Here is a 20,481-nt window from a genome sequence, read left to right on the forward strand (position 1 = left end):
CCCATCTAATTGAACAAAAAGGCCGCGAAAGCGGCCTTTTTCACATCTAAACCAACCTACTTATGCCGCGCGCGCAAATTCTCAATAACCGCGCTTAGATCCAAATCCTGATCCTGCAACAGCACCAGCAGGTGATAGACCAAATCCGACGCCTCGTTTGTCAGCTCCAAGCGGTCGTTCACCGTTGCCGCGAGAGCGGTTTCCACGCCTTCTTCGCCAACCTTCTGTGCGATGCGTTTGGTGCCGCTGGCGTAGAGTTTTGCCGTGTACGAACTTTCCGGGTCGGCGGTTTTACGCGACGCCAGCAGCTGTTCCAGCTCGTACAGGAAATGCCAGTCATGTTTAGCCGGGGCGAAGCAGCTTGAATTGCCGAGGTGGCAGGTCGCACCGATCGGGTTTGCCAGCACCAGCAGGGTATCGTTATCGCAGTCAGGCGTGATGCTGACCACGTTGAGAAAGTTGCCGGAGGTTTCGCCTTTCGTCCACAGGCGTTGCCTGGTGCGCGAGTAAAACGTCACTTTGCCGCTTTGTTCGGTCTGCGCCAGCGCCTCAGGATTCATATAGCCCAGCATTAACACCTCGCCTGAAACGGCGTGCTGGACGATGACCGGCATCAGGCCGTCGGTTTTTTCCCAGTCAAGCTGGCCGCGCTGTTGTTCTGTTAACACAATCTAATCTCCACGCCGAATTGGGCCAGATAAGTTTTTAGCTCGCCAATATTAATAATCTGCTTATGGAACACCGAAGCCGCCAGCGCGCCGTCAACGTCCGCGTCACGGAAGGCTTCGAGGAAGTGTTCCATGGTGCCCGCGCCACCGGAAGCAATCAGCGGCACGTGGCAAACTTCGCGTACTTTGCGAAGCTGTTCCAAATCGTAGCCGCTGCGCACGCCGTCCTGGTTCATCATGTTCAGCACGATTTCCCCCGCGCCGCGCTTTTGCACTTCCTGCACCCAGTCCAGGGTTTCCCACTGCGTAACGCGCGTTCGGCTTTCATCGCCGGTGTACTGGTTTACGTGGTATTTCCCGGTTTCATGGTCAAACCACGTATCGATACCGACGACGATGCACTGCACGCCGAAGCGATCGGCCAGGCGCGTAATCAGCTCGGGGTCGGCCAACGCCGGGGAGTTAATGGAAATTTTGTCCGCGCCAAACGACAGAATTTTTGCCGCGTCCTCTACGGACCTGATGCCACCGGCGACGCAGAACGGAATGTCGATGACTTCCGCAACGCGTGACACCCAGCTCTTGTCCACCACACGGCCGTCGCTGGAGGCGGTAATATCGTAAAACACCAGCTCGTCGGCACCTTCCCGCGCATAGCGCTGGGCGAGGGGAACGATGTCGCCGATGATTTCGTGATTGCGGAACTGAACGCCTTTCACGACCTGGCCGTCACGCACGTCCAGGCAGGGGATTATCCGTTTTGCCAGCATGAAATCGCCTCCGCTACGTTAAATTTACCTTCCAGCAAAGCCCGCCCGACGATTACGCCGCGCACGCCCGTACCGCGCAGGGCGGCGATGTCGTTGATGTCGCCAATCCCGCCCGACGACTGAAAATCTACCTGCGGATATTTCGCGCAAACTTCTTCATATAATGAAACGTTAGAACCGGCGAGCGTGCCGTCACGGGAGATATCCGTACACAGCACGTGCTTCAGGCCCACGGGCAGATAGATTTCGACCAGCTCTTCAAGCGAAACGCCGGAATTTTCCTGCCAGCCGCTGACCGCCACCTGTTTTTTGCCCTGTTCATCAATGCGCACGTCGAGTGCCAGCACGAGGGCATCAGCGCCAAAGCGTCTGAACCAACCTTTCACTTCCTCCGGTGATTTCACGGCCGTCGAACCCACCACCACGCGCGCAACCCCAGCCTCAAGCAGCGCCGCCACGTCCTCTTCGGTGCGCACGCCGCCGCCGACCTGAACCGGGACTGAAACGCCAGCAACCAGCGTTTTAATCAGCGCGATCTGGCGTTTAGCCGGATCTTTTGCGCCGGTTAAGTCAACCAGATGCAGCACCTGCGCGCCCTGCGCCTCATAATCCTGCAGGCGTGGGAGCGGGTCGCTGCCGTAGTCGCGCTGCTTTCCATAATCTCCCTGATGGAGCCGCACTACCATGCCGTCAATTAAATCGAGAGCGGGAATAATCATCGTGCTTACATCTCCAGGAAGTTCTTAAGCAGCTTCGCCCCGGCGGCACCCGAACGTTCCGGGTGAAACTGCACGCCGTAGAAGTTGTCTTTTTGCACCGCCGCGGTGAACGGCTCGCCGTAGCTGGCCTGCGCGATAGTGTTCGCACAGACCGGCATCGCATAGCTGTGGACGAAGTAAAAATACTCGCCGTCTTCAATATCACGGAACAGGCGGTCGCCCGCTTTAGGGTAGACGCGGTTCCAGCCCATGTGCGGCAGCGGCAGCCCGAAGTCCGTCATCTTCAGCACTGGCTCATCGATAATGCCGAGAGTCTGCACGCCCTGGTTTTCATCGCTGTGGCTGCCCAGAATCTGCATGCCGAGGCAGATGCCCAGCACCGGCTGGGTGCAGGCCTGAATCAGCTCGACCAAATCGCGCTCGCGGATCTGGTCCATCGCCGCCTGCGCCGTGCCAACGCCCGGCAAAAACAGCTTGTCCGCGCGCAGCACCACATCGGCATCCCGGCTAACTACCGGGTCGTAGCCGAGGCGAATAATCGAAGACTTAACCGACAGCAGGTTGGCGCAGCCGGTATCGAGGATCGCGACGTTCATCACAACACTCCTTTCGAGGAGGGCAGCGTATCGCCCTCAACGCGGATCGCCTGGCGCAGCGTGCGGCCAAACGCCTTGAACAGGCTTTCCACGCGGTGGTGGTCGTTTTTGCCCTTGGTTTTCAAATGCAACGTGACGCCCATGGTGTAGGAGAGCGAGCGGAAGAAGTGCTCGACCATCTCGGTGCTGAGGTCGCCCACGCGCTGGAAGTTATACTCGGCCTTATATTCAAGGTGCGGGCGGCCGGAAATATCCAGCGCGCAGCGCGCCAGGCATTCGTCCATCGGCAGCGTAAAGCCGAAGCGGGTGATGCCGCGCTTGTCGCCGAGGGCGATTTTCAGCGCTTCGCCGAGCGCCAGCCCGGTGTCTTCCACGGTGTGGTGATCGTCGATGTACAAATCGCCTTTGACCGCAATCTCCATACGAAAACCGCCGTGCGTCGCGATCTGGTCAAGCATATGATCGAAGAAGCCCACGCCGGTGTTGATTTTGCTGCCGCCTTCGCGGTCGAGCCAGACCTGCACGTCGATCTGCGTCTCTTTCGTTGCGCGTTCGACGTGCGCGTAGCGGTCGCGCCTGGTGAGCCGGTCGCTGATCTGCGCCCAGTTCAGGGTGTCGGCGCTATAACGCAGGCCCTGTATGCCCATGTTTTCCGCAAGCTCCATATCGGTTTCACGGTCGCCGATCACGTAGCTGTTTTGCTTATCCAGCACGCCGTCTTCCAGATAGCCTTTGACCATCGCAATTTTGGGCTTGCGGCAGTCGCAGTTATCCGCCGGCAGGTGCGGGCAGATCAGCACCTCGTCAAAAGTGACGCCCTGCGAGGTGAACACCTGCATCATCAGGCCGTGCGGGCCGTCAAAGTCCGCCTGCGGGAAGCTCGCGGTGCCCAGCCCGTCCTGGTTGGTGATCATCACCAGCCTGAATCCCGCCTTTTGCAGCCCAAGCAGGGAAGGGATCGCCGCCGGTTCAAAGGCAAGCTTGTCCATGCGATCCACCTGGTAATCAGCAGGCGGCTCGGAAATCAGGGTACCGTCACGGTCGATAAAAAGAATTTTCTGGCTCACACGCCCTCCGTGGCCGTCAGGCCGGGTTGTTCGCGCAGCGCGGCGATAGCGCGGCTGCACTCTAAGCGGGTGCCGACGCTAATGCGCAGGCAGCCGCTTAACGATGGTTGTTTATTCTGGTCACGCAGGATAATGCCCCGATCCCACAGAGATTTAAACACCGCGCTTGAGGCGGTGATTCTCGCCAGCACGTAGTTGGTCTCGGATTCAAAAACCGTTTCCACGCAGGCGACATCTTTTAGCTCGCTAATCAGATACTGGCGATTAGCGACTATTTCCGCCACCCGCTCGCGCATCGCGTTGATTCCCTGCGGGCTAAGCGCCTGCGCCGCAATGTCGGCAACCGGCGTGGACAGCGGATAGGGCGCAATCACCTTCATCAGCAGATTGATAACTTCTTCATTTGCTAACGTAAATCCGCAGCGCAGGCCGGCAAGCGCGAAAGCCTTCGACAGGGTGCGCAGAATGACGAGGTGAGGGTATTCTTCCAGCCAGCCTGCAAGGGTCGCCTGCGGGCAAAACTCGATATAGGCTTCATCCGCCACCACCAGCGCCTTGCCGCGCGCCATCTCCAGCAGCACGCGCAGATCCTGCGGATTGATGAGCTGGCCGGTCGGATTGTTTGGGCTACAGACGTAAATCACCTTCACGCCGTCAATATTTTCCGCAATGCCCGGCAGGTCGAGCTGCCAGTTGTCCAGCGTTTGTACGGTGCGGTACTCAACGCCGAAGGCTTCCGCGCTAACGCTGTACATGCCGTAGGTCGGCGGGCAGTAAAGCACCGCGTCTTTGCCCGGCTCGCAGAAGGCGCGGATCAGCAGTTCGATACCTTCATCCGCGCCGCGGCTGACCAGCACCTGCTCCGGCTTCACGCCCGCGTAGGCCGCGTAACGTTCGATTACCCGCTTCGGCTGGCACTCCGGGTAGCGGTTCAGCGTCTGCTGGGTGAGTTCGAACTCAACGGCGGTGGGATATTCGTTGGCATTCAGCCACACGTCGCCATTGCCGCCCAGGCGGCGCGCCGACTGGTAAGGGGTCAGGGCGCGAACGTTGTCGCGGGCTAACTCTTCAATGCTCATGCTTGCTCCTTTAGCGCGGCAACGCGCAGGGTAACGGCGTTTTTGTGGGCGTCAAGCAGCTCGGCGGCGGCCAGCGTTTCAATGGTTTTGGCAAGGCTCGCGAAGCCCTGCGGGGTGAGTTCCTGAACCGTCATGCGCTTCTGGAAATCCGCCAGCCCAAGGCTTGAACAGGTGGACGTGTAGCCATAGGTTGGCAGCACGTGGTTGGTGCCGGACGCATAATCTCCGGCGGATTCCGGAGACCAGTCGCCCAAAAATACCGAACCGGCGCTGGTGATGCTGTCCACCAGCTCGCGGGCGTTGCGGGTCTGGATAATCAGGTGTTCCGGGCCGTAGCGATTGGAAATCTCAATGCACTGCGCCAGATCGCGGGCGACGATCAGGCGGCTGCTTTCCAGCGCTTTGCGGGCCGTTTCTGCGCGCGGTAATTCCGCCAGCTGGCGTTCCACGGCTTCCGCTACGGCCTGCGCCATTTCGGCATCGGGCGTGAGCAAAATCACCTGGGAATCCGGCCCGTGCTCGGCCTGGGAAAGCAGGTCGGAGGCGACAAAATCAGGGGTAGCGCCGCTATCGGCGATCACCAGCACTTCGGAAGGACCGGCCGGCATGTCGATGGCCGCTCCGTCCAGGCGCTGGCTCACCTGGCGTTTCGCTTCTGTCACGAAGGCGTTACCCGGCCCGAAGATTTTATCCACTTTAGGAATGCTGTCGGTGCCCAGCGCCAGCGCGGCGATGGCCTGCGCGCCACCAACCTGAAACACCTTCTGCACGCCGCAAAGCCGCGCCGCGTAAAGTATCTCGTCGGCAATCGGCGGCGGCGAGCAAAGCACGACTTTCTTACAGCCGGCGATGCGGGCGGGCGTGGCGAGCATCAGCACGGTGGAAAACAGCGGTGCCGAACCGCCGGGAATATAAAGGCCGACGGAGGCAACCGGGCGGGTCACCTGCTGGCAGCGCACGCCCGGCATGGTTTCCACGTCTACCGCGGCAAGCTGCTGCGCTACGTGGAATTTCTCGATGTTGGCAACGGCAACCGCCATTGCTTCTTTTATATCCGTCCCGAGGCGGGCAACCGCTGCGGAAATCTCTTCGTCGCTCACCTCGAGCTGCTGAACTTCAGCCTTATCAAATTTGGCGCTGTATTCACGAAGCGCCGCGTCGCCGTTGGCTTTTACGCTGTTAATAATGTCGGCCACGGTGCGCGTGATGCTTTCCGACGCGGTGATAGCCGGGCGCATCAGGAGCGCATCCTGTGTGGCCTCGTCGCAGTCGTTCCAGAAAATTCGCGTGTTGAAGTTCGACATTGGCTTACTCCATCATCTTCTCAATCGGCAGCACCAGAATGGAGCTGGCACCCAGCGCCTTCAGCTTTTCCATCGTTTCCCAGAACAGGGTTTCGCTGCTCACCATGTGCATGGCGACGCGCTGCTGGTCGCCCGCCAGCGGCAAAATAGTTGGGCGTTCCGCACCCGGCAGCAGAGAGACAATTTCGTCCAGACGCTCGCTCGGCGCGTGCAGCATGATGTACTTGGATTCGCGCGCCTGAATAACGCCCTGGATGCGGGTCATCAGCCTGTCGATAAGCTGCTGTTTTGCCTTCGGCATCTCGCCGTCGCGCTGGATGAGGCAGGCTTTAGAGCGGTAAATCACCTCGACTTCGCGCAGGCCGTTGGCTTCAAGCGTCGCGCCGGTGGAAACCAGGTCACAAATCGCGTCGGCGAGGCCCGCGCGCGGTGCAACCTCAACGGAACCGTTCAGCAGGCAGGATTTGAACTGCACGCCTTTACTGTCGAGGTAGCGCTTGAGGATGTGCGGATACGAGGTGGCGATACGTTTATTGTTCAGGGAAGCCGGGCCGTCCCACGGATCGTCAACGGAAATAGCCAGGGAAAAACGGCAGCCGCCGAAATCGAGGCGACGCAGGGTGAAGTAGCGCGGGTCTTCGCCCTGCGCGCGGCGGTTTAGCAGCTCTTCTTCCAGCACGTTTTCGCCGATAATCCCGAGGTCCACCACGCCGTCCATGACCAGGCCCGGAATGTCGTCGTCACGCACGCGCAGAATATCAATCGGCATGTTCTCCGCCAGGGCTATCAGGCGCTGGGTGTGCAGGTTGATTTTTATGCCACAGCGGGCCAGTAATTCGCGTGAATCATCGCTTAAACGGCCTGATTTCTGAATAGCTATGCGTAAACGGTTGTTGTCTAACATTTGGCGGTACCCCTTATCAATTCCTGTCTGACGTCCAAAAAAAAGCCCCCGGAAGAAATCTTCCGGGGGCTTTTTCACACGTTCATGCACCTCTGGAAGATCTTTTCGTCTCCCAGCACACATCGCCTGAAAGACTAGTCAGGATGATGGTGATGATGGTGGCTTGCAGTCTGAACGCGTGTCATAAAATTCTCGTATGAATGATTATTCATGGTGTGCAATTAACCTAAACCAGATACGACGTTAAGCGCAAGGGCTTTTTTCCGCAGCAGTTAATATTCTGTTTAGCCGCGCTAATTGTCAGTTCGTCCATCGTGGCGTAGCCTTAAGGTAGGCTAGTGAAACCAGCGCAGAACAAAATGCTGCGGCTCAGGAGAGAAGGCATGAAAAAGGTTGCGATTGTCGGGTTGGGATGGTTGGGCATGCCGCTCGCGCTGTCATTATCAGCGCGGGGCTGGCAGGTGACAGGAAGCAAAACTACGCTCGACGGCGTTGAAGCAGCCCGCATGTGCGGCATTGACGGCTATCAGCTTGAGCTGACGCCGGAACTCGTGTGTGACAGCGACGATCTCGACGAACTGCTAAACGTCGACGCGCTGATTATCACGCTTCCCGCCCGCCGAACCGGCGAAGGGGACGATTTTTACCTTCAGGCGGTGCAGGAAATTGTCGACAGCGCGCTCGCGTATCAGGTGCCGCGCATCGTCTTTACCAGCTCGACCTCCGTCTATGGCGAAGCCGAAGGCACGGTGAAAGAAAGCTCGGCGCTTGCGCCGGTCACCGCCAGCGGGCGCGTGCTGAAAGAGCTTGAACTGTGGCTGCATGATTTACCCGGCACCTCCGTTGATATCCTGCGTCTGGCGGGGCTTGTCGGGCCGGAACGCCATCCCGGGCGCTTTCTTGCCGGTAAGGCCGACGTCGCCAACGGCGGTCACGGCGTCAATCTTGTCCATCTTGAAGACGTCATTTCAGCAATTACGCTGTTGTTGCAGGCTCCGAAGGGCGGACGCATCTATAATTTATGTGCGCCCGTTCATCCATCGCGAGAAGAGTTCTATTCCCAGATGGCGCGGCAGCTTGACTTAACGCCGCCCGCTTTTCGCCCACAGGAACGTCCGGGCCACGGGAAGCTGGTGGACGGCAGCAAAATTTGCAATGAATTAGGCTTTGAATACCAGTATCCAAATCCGCTAGTGATGCCCATGCAGTAGCGCAGCGGGTGGCATTGCTCGTTACCCCTGGGGGCGAGAATGAAACCATTGCTGGACGTGCTGATTATCCTCGATACCCTCGATAAAGAAGGGAGCTTTGCTGCGGCGGCAACAAAGCTCTTTAAAACGCCTTCCGCGCTTAGCTACACCGTTCAAAAACTCGAAAGCGACCTTAACATTCAGATCCTCGACCGCAGCGGGCACCGCGCAAGATTTACGCGAACGGGCCAGCTTCTTCTGGAAAAAGGACGCGAAGTGCTGCATACCGTACGCGAACTTGAACAGCAGGCCATCAAACTTCACCAGGGGTGGGAAAACGAACTGGTGATTGGCGTTGACGATTCGTTTCCGTTTTCGCTGCTTACCCCGCTCATCGAGGCTTTTTATAAAAGCTACAGCGTGACGCGCCTGAAGTTTATTAACGGCGTGCTGGGCGGCTCCTGGGAAGCGCTGACCGAGGGGCGGGCGGATATCATCGTCGGGGCGATGAGCGACCCGCCGTCGCTGAGCGGCTTCGGCTTCACGCTGCTTGGTCAGCTTGAAATTATTTTTGTCGTCGCCCCGCATCATCCTTTAGCCGATGCCGAAGAGCCGTTAACCCGCCGCGTAATTAAGCGCAGCCGCGCCGTGGTGGTCGGCGATACGTCCCGCCTCGAACCGTCGCGCGCCATGCACCTGCTGGAGGATCAGGAAGCCATCACCGTTTTTGATTTTAAAACCAAGCTGGAGCTGCAGATCAGCGGCATCGGCTGCGGCTACATGCCGCGCTACATGGCCCAGCGCTTTATCGAAACCGGCGTGCTGGTCGAAAAGCAGGTCGTTTCACACGTGCCTTTTGTGCCGGTGTGGATCGGCTGGAACGAGCAGACCGCCGGGCTTGCAAGCGAATGGTGGCGGGAGCAAATCGTTGCCAGTCCGGAAATTGCCAACGTCTACGGCCCGCCGCGAAATAATACTTCCGGGTGAGTGGCAGACCCCTGGGCGCACAACTATTGTTAAATTGGATCGATATTTCTTCTGAATATGTCTTCGCGTTTAAATCTTCTCCTCCGCGTTGTTTTGCAGAGGTTTTTTGTGCGCAAGGAGTTCGTATGAAGCAAACCAATCAACAATGGCAGTCGCGGCGCGAGCAGGCGGTTCCGCACGGCGTCGGGAACTCGCTGCCCGTCTATATAGAGAAAGCGAAAAACGCCGAGCTGTGGGATGTCGAAGGCAAGCGCTATATTGATTTTGCCTCAGGTATTGCCGTGCTGAATACCGGACACAACCATCCCGCGGTTATCGAGGCGGTTCGCCAGCAGCTTGAGCACTTCACCCATCCCTGTTTCCAGGTCACGCCCTACGGCAATTACATCGAACTTGCGGAACGCCTGAACAAGCTGGTGCCGATCGGCGAACCCTGCCAGACGCTCTTTTTGACCACCGGAGCCGAAGCCGTTGAAAACGCGATTAAAGTCGCGCGCATTGCGACAGGGCGCTCGGCGGTGATTGCGTTTCGTGGTGCATTCCATGGCCGCACCCTGTTAGGCATGGCGCTGACCGGCAAGGTGCAGCCGTATAAAAAAGGCTACGGCCCGTTCCCGGCGGGTATCTACCACGCGCCTTATCCGGCGGCCTATCTTGGCGTTTCTGATACCCAGGCGCTCGCCTCGCTGGCCGGCATTTTTGCCGCCGACGTTTCCCCGGATGAAGTCGCCGCAATTATTATCGAGCCGGTGCAGGGGGAGGGCGGCTTCTACGCCGCGTCACCGCAGTTTATGAAGCAGCTGCGCGCGCTGTGCGATAAGCACGGTATCGTGCTGATTGCCGATGAAATTCAAAGCGGCTTCTGCCGCACCGGCAAGACTTTCGCCATCGAGCACAGCGATGTCGAACCCGATCTGATTACCATGGCGAAGAGCCTGGCGGGCGGCTTCCCGCTTTCGGCGCTGGTCGGCAAGAAATCGCTGTTCGATAAGGCGCTGCCGGGCGGTCTTGGCGGTACCTACGCCGGGTCGCCGGTCGCTATCGCGGCGGCGTTGGCGGTAACCGATATCATCGAGAAAGAACGGCTTAACCAGCGCGCCCAGGAAATCGGCTTGCAAATCACCTCCCGCCTGCAGGAATTAGCCGAGAAATTCGACTGTATTGGCGACGTGCGCGGACACGGCGCAATGATCGCCATCGAGCTGGTAGAAGGGCGCGACAGCCACCGTCCCGATAAGGAGCTAACCTCAGCGCTGGTGCAGGAGGCAGGCCGACAGGGGCTGGTTCTTTTGTCCTGTGGCGTGCGCGGGAATGTGATCAGATTTTTGGTGCCATTAACCGCCGAAAAAGAAATTATTAATCAAGGCCTCAACATCTTGTCATCCAGCCTCGAAATGGTGCAAAATACGCGCCTCTCAAAATGAGATAAAAAAACCGACGTTAAACGCGTCGGTTATTTTTTTGCATTGAGTCTTAGCAGTCAAACAGGCATACGCCAAAAAACCCAAGAGGCCGGGCTTCGTACCGGATAGATACTAGCTTTTAAAAAACGACAGTCGTGTCGCCGAGGAAAACAAGATGGGGCAGCTTTTTGCTTTTGCGCAGGCATTCGCCGTTTGGGGAATCCACCATGTCGCTTAACGTCACCGCAGGTGCAAATTCACGCCCAGGGTTGCGTAAAACTCTGACGCTGGTTCCGGTTGTCATGATGGGCCTCGCCTACATGCAGCCTATGACCTTGTTTGATACTTTCGGCATTGTTTCCGGCCTGACCGACGGTCATGTTCCGACAGCATACGCCTTCGCGCTGGTGGCCATTCTGTTCACCGCGTTGAGCTATGGAAAGCTGGTAAAACGCTTCCCATCTGCAGGCTCAGCCTATACCTACGCCCAGAAATCCTTCAACCCGTTCATTGGGTTTATGGTTGGCTGGTCATCGCTGCTCGACTACCTGTTCGCGCCGATGATCAACATTCTGCTGGCGAAAATCTATTTTGAAGCGTTGGTGCCTGAAATTCCGTCGTGGATCTTCGTTATCGTGCTGGTTGGCTTTATGACAGTCTCCAACCTGCGCAGCGTGAAGACCGTGGCGAACTTCAACAGCGTCATCGTAGTGATGCAAATCGTCCTGATTGCCGTGATTATGGGCATGGTCGTTTCCGGTATTGCCGGCGGCGAAGGCGCCGCTACGCTTAGCAGCAGCAAGCCTTTCTGGTCTGAGAACGCTCACGTGGTGCCGATGATTACCGGTGCGACCATCCTGTGCTTCTCCTTTACCGGCTTTGACGGCATCAGCAACCTGTCGGAAGAAACCAAAGACGCAGAGCGTGTGATTCCGCGTGCTATCTTCCTGACCGCGCTGATTGGCGGCCTGATCTTCATCGTGTCGACCTACTTCCTGCAGCTTTATTTCCCGGACATTTCACGCTTCAAAGATCCTGACGCGTCCCAGCCGGAAATCATGCTGTACGTGGCGGGTAAAGCCTTCCAGGTTGGCGCGCTGATCTTCTCCACCATTACCGTTCTGGCTTCCGGTATGGCGGCGCACACCGGCGTATCCCGCCTGATGTACGTGATGGGTCGTGACGGCGTGTTCCCGAACCGCTTCTTCGGCTATATCCATCCGAAATGGCGTACCCCGGCGTTTAACGTGTTGCTGGTTGGTGCAATCGCGCTGATGGCTATCGACTTTGACCTGGTAACCGCCACGGCGCTGATTAACTTCGGTGCGCTGGTCGCCTTTACCTTCGTTAACCTGTCGGTTATCTCGCAGTTCTGGATCCGTGAGAAGCGCAACAAGACGCTTAAAGAGCACATCAACTACCTGGTGCTGCCGATTTGTGGCGCGCTGACCGTAGGCGCGCTGTGGATCAACCTGGAAGAAAGCTCGATGATTCTGGGTCTGATTTGGGCGGGTATCGGTCTGGTGTACGTCGCCTGCGTAACCCGCAGCTTCCGCAACCCGGTTCCGCAGTACAACGAAGATATCGCTTAATACGAATATCCATGAAAAAGCCCTCGAAAGAGGGCTTTTTTTTGACTCGCATTTGTAGGCCGGACAAGCGAACCGCCATCCGATATTGCCTTCACCTCATCGCCGCAAACTTACCCAACCAAAAACTTCGCATATTCAAACAAAGCCTTAAGCAGCGCCGTCTTCTCTTTATCCCCTTCGTGCTGGTTATAAAGCGCCTCCAGCTCCAGCGCGTAGGCCTGCAACGCGTCCTGCGAAAGCACTTCCTGGCGGTGCGCCAGCCAGCGCTGCTGCTCGGCCTCATCCAGCGTGCCGGGGAAATTGCGCGCCCGGTAGTTAAACAGCAGCTTCTCAATGCGCTTATCGACGAAGGAAATATCCAGCGCCGGAAGGTTCTGCGGCTCGGTTTGCAGCACGATGCGCATTGCGGCGCGGTCGGCATCGCTGAAGAAACCGTTGTATAGCTGCGCGTCTACGTTGTCCGACGGCACAAACGGCTCCGCTTCGGCAAAAATCGCCACCGCTTTTTCACGCACGCCGGGATGCTCGCGCAGCAGTTTCAGATTCTCCAGGCACCGCTGGCGGTCAATCCCTAAACGCTCCGCGTCTTCCGGGCGCAGCGTGTTGGCAACGGCGAGCACCGGGCACTTATTGAGATGAACGAGTTTAATCGGCACCGCCGCCGCGTCACCGAGCGCATTCTTCGGCGTATACAGGCGTTCGCGCAGCGCATCTGCGTCCAGCTCCAGCAGCGGCGAAATGTCCCCGGCGAGATCGACCATAATGACCGCGTTGCGGTTTTCCGGATGCCAGGCGAGCGGCGCAATCCAGCTGGTGTTGCCGCGCCATGCGCCGAACATACCCGACACGTGCACCAGCGGCTTCATCTGCGGGACGTCAATCAGCGTGGTGAGCTTCTGTTTTGAACGGTGGCTGTAAAGATATTCAAACAGGCGCGGCTGGCGCGTCTTCACCAGCTGCGCCATCGCGATGGTGGCGTAGACGTCCGACATGGCGTCGTGCGCGTTCGCGTGCTCAATGCCGTTGGCCTTAGTGAGATGCTCAAGGCGGAAGCTTGGCAGGCCGTCTTCGTTTTCCGGCCAGACGATCCCCTCCGGGCGCAGCGCATAGCAGGCGCGCATCACGTCCAGCAGATCCCAGCGGGAGTTATCGTACTGCCAGCTCCAGGCGTAGGGATCGTAGAAGTTGCGATAGAAAATATTGCGCGTCACCTCGTCGTCGAAGCGCACGTTGTTGTAGCCCACCACGCAGGTTCTCGGCACGGTAAAAATAGCGTGGATACGTTTGGCAAAATCGGCTTCGTTTTCGCCGCGCGCAAGCGCCACCTGCGGCGTAATGCCGGTAATCATCACCGCTTCCGGCTGCGGCAGATAGTCGTCCGCGGGCTTGCAGTAGAACACTTCCGGCTCGCCGATAACGTTGAACTGGTCGTCGGTGCGGATGGCGGCGAACTGCGCCGGGCGGTCTAGCGACGGGCTCTTGCCGAAGGTTTCGTAATCGTGGAAGAGGAACGTGGGCTGCTGAGCGTCATTTTTCATCGTATAAAACTGTCCATTTTGCTGGCTTCGCCGTGGCGGTCATCGCGATCCGCTAGTGTAGCGGATAAAGGCAAACCTTTGAGGATTAATACCATTCTCTGACGCACGTCCGGGCAGGTCAACCCGTTCAGCCACGGCTTAAAAATGGACTTAAGTCATATCCGCTTTCAATTTAGGCGCGAAAAAAAATGTTAAATCCAGTAAAACGAGCGGCTGAAATTAATGTTGTTGAGGATATATCGTTGAAGATCCGCCAGTTTGTTGTTTTTTCGCTCATATCATTTGCTGCTCAGTCCGCGTTTGCTGACGATACTTTCGTCAACGTCCCGCCTCCGCCACCGATTCAGGCCGGTTCATGGGTATTGATGGACTACACCACCGGGCAGATACTGACCGCGCAAAATGAGCATGTGCAACGCAACCCGGCGAGCCTCACCAAACTGATGACCGGCTACGTCGTTGACCGCGCCATCGACAGCAAGCGCATCAGCGCCGACGATATCGTGACCGTGGGTACCGACGCCTGGGCGAAGGGCAACCCGGTGTTTAACGGCTCATCGCTGATGTTTTTAAAACCGGGCGACAGGCTGACCGTGCGCGATCTGAGCCGTGGCCTGATCATCGATTCCGGTAACGATGCCTGCGTGGCGCTGGCCGACCACGTAGCGGGCGGCGAGCCGCAGTTTGTCGCTATGATGAACAAATACGTGTCGCAGCTGGGCCTGCGCGACACCCACTTTGAAACCGTTCACGGCCTGGACGCGCCGGGCCAGCATAGCTCGGCCTACGATCTGGCAGTGTTGTCGCGCGCCATCATTCACGGCGAGCCGGAGTTCTACCACATGTACAGCGAGCGCAGCCTGACGTGGAACGGTATCACCCAGCAGAACCGCAACGGCCTGCTGTGGGATAAAAACCTCAACGTCGACGGCCTGAAAACCGGCCACACCTCCGGCGCAGGCTTTAACCTGATTGCCTCAAGCGTGGTCGGCAAGCGTCGCCTTATCGCCGTGGTGATGGGGGCAGAAAGCCCGAAGGGCCGTGAGGACCAGGCCCGCAAGCTGTTGCACTGGGGCCAGGATAATTTCGACACCGTGCAAATCCTGCATAAAGGCAGAAAAATAGGCGCGGAGCACGTCTGGTATGGCGACACGGACACCTTTGAGGTCGGCACCAACCAGGACGTATTTATGGCGCTGCCAAAGGCCGAAGTCCCGAATATCAAAGCCAAATACATGCTCGATCGTGAGGATATGGAAGCGCCGCTGGCGGCAAACCAGCGCGTTGGTGAAATCCAGCTCTACGATCGTGACAAGCTCATCGCCCACTGGCCGCTGGTGGCGCTCGGCGACGTGAAGAAGGGCGGCATGCTGTCGCGCTTTAGCGATTACCTGCATCAAAAACTCTGAATTCCCTGAGAAGGAATAACGGGAGAGGAGCGATCCTCTCTCGTTTTTTTTGCCTAAACTAAAAGTCGATCCTGCTCGCAAAATAATCATCCTGGACTCGCGGGAGCGGCGACACTTCTGTAATGTAGTGTATAGATATACAGTATATTAACTTCTCTGGAGGATGCATGGAATTCAACGTTCAACAGGTTCCGGGTCGTAAAGTCGCCGGTTTCCATATGGTTGGCCCTTGGGAGCAGACCGTTCAGCAGGGTTTTAAACAGCTGGCGCTGTGGGTCAAATCGCAGAATCTTGCCGGTAACGAGTGGCTGGCGGTCTATTACGACAACCCCGACGAGATTCCGCCTGAAAAGCTCAGATGTGACACGGTACTTAGCGTGCCGGAGGATTTCGTCATACCGGAAAACAGCGAAGGCGTCATGATCACGCACATCGAAGGCGGCGAATATGCCGTTGCCCGGGCAACGGTTGATAACAATGATTTTGCCAAACCCTGGAATGATTTCTTTGAAAAGCTGGTGGGCGACAGTCGTTTTCAGATGACCGGCAAAGCCTGCTTCGAGCATTACCTCAACGACGGCTCCGAAAGCGGCGTCTGGGAAATTGATATGTATGTGCCGGTTGCCAGTAAGCGTTAATACCTTCCTATAAATTGCAACGGCTAAATTGTTCGCTGTATTGATCTATACCAAATACCCGGAAATCTCGGTTTTCGGGTGTTGGCTATTAGTCTGATACAATCGCGCTTTTGGTTTCAGGAGACGGGTGTGCGCCCCGACAAATCCCTTAGTCCTTTAGAAATGCGAGTTTATCGCCACTACCGCACGGTACATGGGATCCGCATCGCGCTGGCGTTTATTCTGACGTTTCTGCTTGTCCGCATGCTTAACATCCCGGAAGGCACCTGGCCGCTGATTACCCTTGTGGTGGTGATGGGGCCGATCTCGTTTTGGGGCAACGTGGTTCCCCGCGCGTTCGAGCGCATCGGCGGCACGATCTTTGGGGCAGCGCTTGGCCTTGTGGCGCTGAAGCTTGAGCTTTATTCGTTGCCCTTAATGCTGATCTGGTGTGCCGTCGCCATGTTCCTGTGCGGCTTTCTGGCCCTCGGTAAACGTCCTTACCAGGCGTTGCTTATCGGTATCACGCTTTCCGTCGTCGTCGGCGCACCGGCGGGCGACATGGAAATTGCGCTGTGGCGCAGCGGCGACGTGATTTTCGGCTCGCTGTTGGCGATGCTGTTCACCAGCATCTATCCTCAACGGGCGTTCATCCACTGGCGCATCCAGATGGCGAACTTTGTCTCCGCGTTTAGCCGCATCTACAACGCCGGGTTCTCGCCGAACCTGCTGGAGCGCCCGCGCTTAGAAAAACCGCTGAACGCGATTTTGAACGACGTGGTAAAAATGCGCGCGCTGATCGGGCCGAGCAGCAAAGAAACCCACATTCAGAAATCGATTTTCGAAGCGATTCAGAAAGTGAGTCGCAATATGGTCTGTACCCTGGAGCTGCAAATCAACGCCTACTGGGCGTCGCGGGCCAGCCATTTCCTGATGATCAACGCGCGCACCCTGCGCGACACTCAGCAGATGACGCATAAAACCCTCGGCGCGATAGCGCGGGCCTTGCAGGAGGGCAATCCGTCCCCCATCTCTGCCAATACCGAAAAGCTCAATGAAATTGTCAGCGAACTGCGTCAGCTGATGCAGGAAGGGCAGGGCGGTACGCTTCAGGAAACGCCGATTCACGGTTATGTCTGGCTTAGCCTGGAACTGGCGCGGCAGCTTGAATTGCTGTCGCAGCTTATCTGTCGCGCGCTGCGTAAGTAATGCGCGAGAGCCCAGCTTTTGCAATGCTGGTTTCGATTCAGCAGCAATTGAGGGTAAGATAGGGCAAGTCACTGATAAATTATTGTCAACGGCAGCCGCTACCTTTATGGTACGCCTTATGGCGGTTGCCTTAACGAATCCGAGTATGAAATAAGTAGGGGTGTAAAAATGGAAAATACTAAGCCTTCATTCCAGGACGTTCTGGAGTTTGTGCGTCTGTTCCGTCGTAAGAACAAGCTGCAACGTGAAATCCAGGACGTTGAGAAAAAAATCCGCGATAACTCAAAACGTGTTCTGCTGCTCGACAACCTGAGCGACTACATCAAGCCGGGCATGAGCATCGAAGCGATTCAGGGCATCATTGCCAGCATGAAGACCGACTACGAAGACCGCGTTGATGACTACATCATCAAAAACGCCGAGCTGTCCAAAGAACGTCGCGACATCTCTAAAAAGCTCAAAGCGATGGGCGAACTGAAGCCAGAATAAACCCGGCAGCAGCTTGCCTCTCAGTACCATCAAACTGATGAATACTGCGATGTTCCTGATACCCTGTAAGCGTCATGCTGACAGGGTTTTTTTTTGTACGGGAGAGAGTATGGCCCAGGCCATTATGATTCAGGGAACCGCTTCGGACGTGGGCAAAAGCGTGCTGACGGCGGGGCTGTGCCGCATCTTCATGCAGGACGGCCTGCGCGCCGCGCCGTTTAAGTCCCAGAACATGGCGCTCAACTCGGGCATCACGCCCGACGGCAAAGAGATGGGGCGCGCGCAGATATTCCAGGCCGAGGCCGCAGGCATTGCGCCGGACGTGCGCATGAACCCCGTGCTGCTCAAGCCGACCAGCGACTGTAAGGCGCAGGTGGTGCTGATGGGCAAAGTCGCCACCAATATGGACGCGGTGACCTATCACAACTATAAACCCCAGCTGCGCGGCCAGATCAAGGCGGTTTATCGCAGCCTGGCGGCTGAATACGACGTGATGGTGCTGGAAGGCGCGGGCAGCCCTGCAGAAATCAACCTGCGCGACCGCGATATCGTCAATATGGGCATGGCCGAGCTTGCCGAATGCCCGGTGATTCTGGTGGCTGATATCGACCGTGGCGGCGTGTTCGCCGCGATTTACGGCACCATCGCGCTGCTGCTGGAGCATGAAAAATGGCGCGTGAAAGGCGTCATCATCAACAAGTTTCGCGGCGATAAGGCGCTGCTTTATTCGGGCATCGAGCAGATTGAAGCGCTGACCGGCGTGCCGGTGCTGGGCGTCATGCCGTGGCTGAAGCTGGACCTGGAAGACGAGGACAGCGTGGTGCTCGACCGTGGCAAATACGACGCGGCCACGCCAAAAGATATCGAAATTGCGGTTATTCAGCTGCCCTACATGTCCAACTTCACCGACTTTAACGCGCTGGCCGCCCAGCCGGACGTGCGCCTGCGCTACGTCAGCCAGCCGCACGAGCTGAGCGGCTGCGACCTGGTGATTCTGCCGGGCAGCAAAAATACGCTGAGCGATCTGCACTGGCTGAGGGAAAAAGGGCTGGAGAAGGCGCTGCTGGAGCATCATCAGGCGGGCGGGGCGGTGATGGGCATCTGTGGCGGCTACCAGATGCTGGGCCAGCATATTTTCGACGCGGTGGAGTCCGGGCTGGACGACATGCCGGGCATCGGCCTGCTCGACGTTGTCACCCGCTTCGCCAGTCTGAAAACCACCACCCGCGTGGTGGGCAAAACCCTGCCGACGCTGCCGGGGATCTTCAGTGGCAGCTCGGATCAACGCCTCGAAGGCTACGAAATCCACATGGGCGAAACGCAGCGCGGCCTGCGCGCCTCGCCCTTTGCCCGCCTCAGCGAATGCAACACGCGGCCTTACGATAGCGAAGACGGCGCGGTCAACGCGGACGGCAGCGTGCTGGGCACCTACCTGCACGGCGTGTTCGATAACGGCGCGTTTACCCGCTCGCTGCTGAACGGCCTGCGCGAGCGTAAAGATCTCGCGGCGTGGGACGGCGAGCCGTTTGACTACCGTCGGCACAAGCTTGAGCAGTTCGACATGCTGGCCCACGCCATGCGCGAGCATATCGACATCGAACGCATCTACCGGATTATGCAGGAACATCAGGAGCCACCATGTATTTGATCACCGGCGGCGCGCGCAGCGGCAAAAGCAGCCATGCCGAGCGGCTGGCCTCCTCCAGCGAGCGCGTGCTGTACATCGCCACTTCGAAAATATTTGACGATGAAATGGCCGAGCGGGTTCGGCATCACCGGGACTCCCGCCCCGCGCACTGGCGTACCCTCGAGCAATATCGCGATTTGAACGGCGTTATCGGTGCCGATAAAGATCCGCAGGAGGCGGTGCTGCTGGAGTGCATCACCACGCTCATCACCAACCTGATGTTTGACGCGGCAGGCAGCGCGCCGGAGGAAGAATGGGATTTTGCGTCAATCGAACAGCGGGTGAATCAGCAGATCGACCTGCTCATCGCGGCCTGTAAAGCCTGCCCGGCCCCGGTGTATCTCGTCACCAACGAGGTGGGGATGGGTATTGTGCCGGAGAACCGCCTGGCGCGGCATTTTCGGGATATTGCCGGGCGCGTGAATCAACGCCTCGCGCGCGAGGCGCAGGAGGTTTGGCTGGTGGTTTCGGGTATTGGAGTGAAAATAAAATGATCTTTCGTTTGTACTTCGCCACGCTACAGTTCATGAGCCGCCTGCCGGTGCCGGGGCGCTGGTCCCAGGGGCTGGAGCCGGACCAGTACGTGCGCGGCATTATCACCTTTCCCTTTGTCGGCCTGCTGTTGGGCGCTATCGCCGGGCTGGTGTTCGTCGTGCTGCAACCCTGGTGCGGCCTGCCGCTGGCGGCGCTGGGCTACGTGCTCGCGCTCGCGCTTCTGACCGGCGGCTTCCATCTCGACGGGCTGGCGGATACCTGCGACGGTATTTTCTCGGCGCGCATCCGTGAACGCATGCTGGAAATCATGCGCGACAGCCGCCTGGGGACGCACGGCGGGCTGGCGCTAATATTTGTGCTGGTGGCGAAGGTGCTGGCGGTCAGCGAGCTTGCCCTGCGCGACAACAATATGATTGCCGTGCTGGCCGCCGCTTCCGTTGCGGGGCGCACCGCCAGCGTGCTGCTGATGTACAAGCAGAAATACGCCCGTGAAAACGGCCTTGGCAACCTGTTTATCGGCAAGGTGAGCGGCAGGCAGGCCGCCATTACGCTTGCGGGCGGGGCGGTGCTCTCGTTCCTGCTGGTTCCGGCGAGCGGTCTTTTCGCCTTCGTGATAACCCTGGCGGCGATTATGGCCTTCGCCTGGGCGATTAAACGCACGCTCGGCGGGCACACCGGCGACACGCTGGGCGCGGCTATCGAGCTTGGCGAAGTGATTTTCCTGCTGGCGCTCCTGTAGCGTCAGCCCAACACTCAGA

At 58.0% G+C, this 20,481-nt stretch carries 21 protein-coding genes and 1 other annotated feature; of the genes, 11 read left to right on the forward strand and 10 right to left on the reverse strand.

Annotated elements, in window-relative coordinates; translation table 11 throughout:
- Positions 1–56: 56 nt before the first annotated feature.
- From hisIE to hisL, 9 genes are all read right to left on the reverse strand, one after another.
- Positions 57–668, reverse strand: coding sequence for a bifunctional phosphoribosyl-AMP cyclohydrolase/phosphoribosyl-ATP diphosphatase HisIE (gene hisIE, locus ACSPHG_RS08240; protein WP_435953000.1), 612 nt, complete (start codon positions 666–668; stop codon positions 57–59).
- Positions 662–1,438 (reverse strand): imidazole glycerol phosphate synthase subunit HisF, encoded by a 777-nt coding sequence (gene hisF, locus ACSPHG_RS08245; protein ID WP_435953001.1) that lies wholly within the window; start codon positions 1,436–1,438, stop codon positions 662–664. The genes hisIE and hisF overlap by 7 nt, the downstream gene beginning before the upstream one ends.
- Positions 1,420–2,157, reverse strand: coding sequence for a 1-(5-phosphoribosyl)-5-[(5-phosphoribosylamino)methylideneamino]imidazole-4-carboxamide isomerase (hisA, locus tag ACSPHG_RS08250; RefSeq protein ID WP_435953002.1), 738 nt, complete (start codon positions 2,155–2,157; stop codon positions 1,420–1,422). The genes hisF and hisA overlap by 19 nt, the downstream gene beginning before the upstream one ends.
- Before the next feature lie 5 nt (positions 2,158–2,162).
- Positions 2,163–2,753: an imidazole glycerol phosphate synthase subunit HisH gene (gene hisH, locus ACSPHG_RS08255; protein WP_435953003.1), complete on the reverse strand. Its 591-nt coding sequence runs from the start codon at positions 2,751–2,753 to the stop codon at positions 2,163–2,165.
- Positions 2,753–3,820: a bifunctional histidinol-phosphatase/imidazoleglycerol-phosphate dehydratase HisB gene (gene hisB, locus ACSPHG_RS08260; RefSeq protein WP_435953004.1), complete on the reverse strand. Its 1,068-nt coding sequence runs from the start codon at positions 3,818–3,820 to the stop codon at positions 2,753–2,755. The genes hisH and hisB overlap by 1 nt, the downstream gene beginning before the upstream one ends.
- On the reverse strand, positions 3,817–4,899 hold the full coding sequence (gene hisC, locus ACSPHG_RS08265; RefSeq protein ID WP_435953005.1) for a histidinol-phosphate transaminase: 1,083 nt from the start codon (positions 4,897–4,899) through the stop codon (positions 3,817–3,819). The genes hisB and hisC overlap by 4 nt, the downstream gene beginning before the upstream one ends.
- The gene (gene hisD, locus ACSPHG_RS08270) at positions 4,896–6,203 is read right to left on the reverse strand and encodes a histidinol dehydrogenase (protein ID WP_435953006.1); all 1,308 of its coding nucleotides are present in this window, start codon (positions 6,201–6,203) and stop codon (positions 4,896–4,898) included. The genes hisC and hisD overlap by 4 nt, the downstream gene beginning before the upstream one ends.
- Positions 6,204–6,207: 4 nt before the next feature.
- Complete coding sequence (gene hisG / locus ACSPHG_RS08275; protein ID WP_435953007.1) at positions 6,208–7,107, reverse strand: ATP phosphoribosyltransferase; 900 nt, start codon at positions 7,105–7,107, stop codon at positions 6,208–6,210.
- A 36-nt stretch (positions 7,108–7,143) separates the two neighbouring features.
- Positions 7,144–7,266: a sequence feature (His leader region), on the reverse strand.
- The gene (hisL, locus tag ACSPHG_RS08280; RefSeq protein ID WP_202304721.1) at positions 7,242–7,292 is read right to left on the reverse strand and encodes a his operon leader peptide; all 51 of its coding nucleotides are present in this window, start codon (positions 7,290–7,292) and stop codon (positions 7,242–7,244) included. It overlaps the preceding feature by 25 nt.
- 198 nt (positions 7,293–7,490) lie before the next feature.
- On the opposite strand from hisL, the gene ACSPHG_RS08285 reads away from it, so the two are divergent.
- From ACSPHG_RS08285 to ACSPHG_RS08300, 4 genes are all read left to right on the forward strand, one after another.
- Positions 7,491–8,318 carry an SDR family oxidoreductase gene (locus tag ACSPHG_RS08285; RefSeq protein WP_435953008.1) on the forward strand — a complete coding sequence of 276 codons (828 nt, stop codon included), beginning with the start codon at positions 7,491–7,493 and terminating at the stop codon, positions 8,316–8,318.
- A gap of 39 nt (positions 8,319–8,357) precedes the next feature.
- Positions 8,358–9,284: a LysR substrate-binding domain-containing protein gene (locus ACSPHG_RS08290; protein WP_435953009.1), complete on the forward strand. Its 927-nt coding sequence runs from the start codon at positions 8,358–8,360 to the stop codon at positions 9,282–9,284.
- A 125-nt stretch (positions 9,285–9,409) separates the two neighbouring features.
- The gene (gene gabT / locus ACSPHG_RS08295; RefSeq protein ID WP_435953010.1) at positions 9,410–10,708 is read left to right on the forward strand and encodes a 4-aminobutyrate--2-oxoglutarate transaminase; all 1,299 of its coding nucleotides are present in this window, start codon (positions 9,410–9,412) and stop codon (positions 10,706–10,708) included.
- A gap of 206 nt (positions 10,709–10,914) precedes the next feature.
- On the forward strand, positions 10,915–12,279 hold the full coding sequence (locus ACSPHG_RS08300) for an APC family permease (RefSeq protein WP_435953011.1): 1,365 nt from the start codon (positions 10,915–10,917) through the stop codon (positions 12,277–12,279).
- A 110-nt stretch (positions 12,280–12,389) separates the two neighbouring features.
- Here the strand turns inward: ACSPHG_RS08300 and sbcB are convergent, their stop codons facing one another.
- On the reverse strand, positions 12,390–13,817 hold the full coding sequence (gene sbcB / locus ACSPHG_RS08305) for an exodeoxyribonuclease I (RefSeq protein WP_435953012.1): 1,428 nt from the start codon (positions 13,815–13,817) through the stop codon (positions 12,390–12,392).
- 242 nt (positions 13,818–14,059) lie between these two features.
- Here sbcB and dacD point away from each other — a divergent pair, with 242 nt between their 5' ends.
- The 7 genes from dacD (at position 14,060) to cobS (ending at position 20,462) form a co-directional block, all read left to right on the forward strand.
- Positions 14,060–15,226 (forward strand): serine-type D-Ala-D-Ala carboxypeptidase DacD, encoded by a 1,167-nt coding sequence (dacD, locus tag ACSPHG_RS08310; RefSeq protein WP_435955974.1) that lies wholly within the window; start codon positions 14,060–14,062, stop codon positions 15,224–15,226.
- Between the two features lie 167 nt (positions 15,227–15,393).
- A complete protein-coding gene (sbmC, locus tag ACSPHG_RS08315) occupies positions 15,394–15,864 on the forward strand; it encodes a DNA gyrase inhibitor SbmC (protein ID WP_435953013.1) in 471 nt (156 codons plus the stop codon).
- Positions 15,865–15,993: 129 nt separating this feature from the next.
- Positions 15,994–17,052 carry an FUSC family protein gene (locus ACSPHG_RS08320; RefSeq protein ID WP_435953014.1) on the forward strand — a complete coding sequence of 353 codons (1,059 nt, stop codon included), beginning with the start codon at positions 15,994–15,996 and terminating at the stop codon, positions 17,050–17,052.
- 168 nt (positions 17,053–17,220) lie between these two features.
- Complete coding sequence (locus tag ACSPHG_RS08325; RefSeq protein ID WP_435953015.1) at positions 17,221–17,541, forward strand: DUF496 family protein; 321 nt, start codon at positions 17,221–17,223, stop codon at positions 17,539–17,541.
- 109 nt (positions 17,542–17,650) lie between these two features.
- Positions 17,651–19,189: a cobyric acid synthase gene (locus ACSPHG_RS08330; RefSeq protein WP_435953016.1), complete on the forward strand. Its 1,539-nt coding sequence runs from the start codon at positions 17,651–17,653 to the stop codon at positions 19,187–19,189.
- The gene (gene cobU, locus ACSPHG_RS08335; protein ID WP_435953017.1) at positions 19,180–19,722 is read left to right on the forward strand and encodes a bifunctional adenosylcobinamide kinase/adenosylcobinamide-phosphate guanylyltransferase; all 543 of its coding nucleotides are present in this window, start codon (positions 19,180–19,182) and stop codon (positions 19,720–19,722) included. The genes ACSPHG_RS08330 and cobU overlap by 10 nt, the downstream gene beginning before the upstream one ends.
- Positions 19,722–20,462, forward strand: a complete 741-nt coding sequence (gene cobS / locus ACSPHG_RS08340; RefSeq protein WP_435955975.1) for an adenosylcobinamide-GDP ribazoletransferase — start codon at positions 19,722–19,724, stop codon at positions 20,460–20,462. Before cobU ends, cobS begins: the two co-directional genes overlap by 1 nt.
- The last annotated feature ends 19 nt before the right edge of the window (positions 20,463–20,481 follow it).

This window comes from Dryocola baronae, from assembly GCF_051297175.1.
GTDB lineage: Bacteria > Pseudomonadota > Gammaproteobacteria > Enterobacterales > Enterobacteriaceae > Dryocola.

Bases quoted from the DNA above. Each gene is read 5' to 3' on its own strand.
- hisF (WP_435953001.1), bottom strand. From the start codon at position 1,438: ATGCTGGCAAAACGGATAATCCCCTGCCTGGACGTGCGTGACGGCCAG.
- hisA (WP_435953002.1), bottom strand. From the start codon at position 2,157: ATGATTATTCCCGCTCTCGATTTAATTGACGGCATGGTAGTGCGGCTC.
- hisH (WP_435953003.1), bottom strand. From the start codon at position 2,753: ATGAACGTCGCGATCCTCGATACCGGCTGCGCCAACCTGCTGTCGGTT.
- hisC (WP_435953005.1), bottom strand. From the start codon at position 4,899: ATGAGCATTGAAGAGTTAGCCCGCGACAACGTTCGCGCCCTGACCCCT.
- hisD (WP_435953006.1), bottom strand. From the start codon at position 6,203: ATGTCGAACTTCAACACGCGAATTTTCTGGAACGACTGCGACGAGGCC.
- hisG (WP_435953007.1), bottom strand. From the start codon at position 7,107: ATGTTAGACAACAACCGTTTACGCATAGCTATTCAGAAATCAGGCCGT.
- ACSPHG_RS08285 (WP_435953008.1), top strand. From the start codon at position 7,491: ATGAAAAAGGTTGCGATTGTCGGGTTGGGATGGTTGGGCATGCCGCTC.
- ACSPHG_RS08290 (WP_435953009.1), top strand. From the start codon at position 8,358: ATGAAACCATTGCTGGACGTGCTGATTATCCTCGATACCCTCGATAAA.
- gabT (WP_435953010.1), top strand. From the start codon at position 9,410: ATGAAGCAAACCAATCAACAATGGCAGTCGCGGCGCGAGCAGGCGGTT.
- ACSPHG_RS08300 (WP_435953011.1), top strand. From the start codon at position 10,915: ATGTCGCTTAACGTCACCGCAGGTGCAAATTCACGCCCAGGGTTGCGT.
- sbcB (WP_435953012.1), bottom strand. From the start codon at position 13,817: ATGAAAAATGACGCTCAGCAGCCCACGTTCCTCTTCCACGATTACGAA.
- sbmC (WP_435953013.1), top strand. From the start codon at position 15,394: ATGGAATTCAACGTTCAACAGGTTCCGGGTCGTAAAGTCGCCGGTTTC.
- ACSPHG_RS08325 (WP_435953015.1), top strand. From the start codon at position 17,221: ATGGAAAATACTAAGCCTTCATTCCAGGACGTTCTGGAGTTTGTGCGT.
- ACSPHG_RS08330 (WP_435953016.1), top strand. From the start codon at position 17,651: ATGGCCCAGGCCATTATGATTCAGGGAACCGCTTCGGACGTGGGCAAA.
- cobU (WP_435953017.1), top strand. From the start codon at position 19,180: ATGTATTTGATCACCGGCGGCGCGCGCAGCGGCAAAAGCAGCCATGCC.